This window comes from Roseibium sp. RKSG952, assembly GCF_009711355.1.
Genome location: NZ_SMMF01000491.1, coordinates 1 through 1,296 on the forward strand (window position 1 = coordinate 1; position 1,296 = coordinate 1,296).

Genomic DNA, 1,296 nt, shown 5'->3' on the forward strand with positions numbered 1-1,296 from the left:
CGGCGTGCCGACAACCACATCCCGGCCCGCGCCCAGACGCGACAACAGTGCCGAGAAGGCCGCTTCCAGAACCATGAACAGGGTCGCGCCGGTTTGCCGGGCGAGGCCTTTCAGCTGCCCGGTCACCGCGCGGCCAACCGTCAGCGGCACCACACCGCCGGCATAATCCATCACCTGCGGCCGGGGCCGGTCAAACGGCAGGGTGATCGCTTCGGGAACTCCCGACAGCGTCTCCTGCCACCAGCCGGTTTCCGCGGCAAGCCGGTCCGCGGACAGGACCTGCCGCTGCCAGTGGGCATAATCGGCATAGCGGACCGGCAAGGCCATCAGACCGGCCGCAGGACCGCCCGTGGCTTCCCGGTAAAGTTCCGCAAGTTCCCGGAACAGGATGCCCAGCGACCAGCCGTCCAGAACCGCATGATGACCGCCCAGAACCAGAACATCGGCGGGAGTTCCCCTGGCAAGCAGATGCGCCCGGAACAAGGGGCCTGTTTCCAGATCAAACGGCCGGGCCAGAAGCGTGGCCAGCCGCGCCATCAGGTCCGGCATGTCCAGGCCGCTGGCATCCTCCACCGTCAGGAGGCCGCTGTCCGGCACGTCCCGAACCACCTGATGCGGCACGCCCGCGCCATCCGCCGCAAACACTGTCCGCAACACCTCGTGGCGGGTGACCAGACGGACAAGGGCCCGGTCCAAAGCCCTGACATCAACCGCCCCGTCGATCCGGAACGCGGTTTCCATGTGATAGGCCCGCCCGGCCCGCGCATCCAGACGGTCAAGGAACCACAACCGTTCCTGGGCGAATGACAGCGGAACGGGCTTTGCCCGGTCAACCGCCACCAGAGGCAAACTGTCCCGTTGCCCGCCAGCTGCTTCCAGACGGGCGGCCAGCCCCGCCACCGTTGGCTCTTCGAACACATCGCGTACGCCAAGGGCCTGGCCCGTGTGCTGTTCCAGCCGCGCCACCAGCCGCACCGCGCTCAGGGAATGCCCGCCGAGCTCGAAGAACCCGTCGTGGCGGCCCGCCTGTTCCACGTCCAGAAGCGCGCAGAAGGCATCTGCAACCTGCTGTTCGCTGGCCGTGACCGGCGCGGCAAAGGCGCTGCGGGCCACCGAACCCGCCACATCCGGCAGCGCCTTGTGGTCGATCTTGCCCGAGGCTGTCAGCGGCAGGCTGGCCAGACCGGCAAAACGCGACGGGATCATGTGGTCAGGAAGAACCTTCTTCAGCTCCGCCCGCAAGGCCGCAAGATCACAAAAACCGGCCGGATCCGGAAGTTCCGGTTCAGCCTGTCC

At 67.6% G+C, this 1,296-nt stretch carries 1 protein-coding gene; it reads right to left on the reverse strand.

Annotated features, from left to right (window positions below):
- On the reverse strand, positions 1-1,296 hold a 1,296-nt coding region (locus E1297_RS01745; RefSeq protein WP_244327592.1), incomplete at both ends, for a condensation domain-containing protein.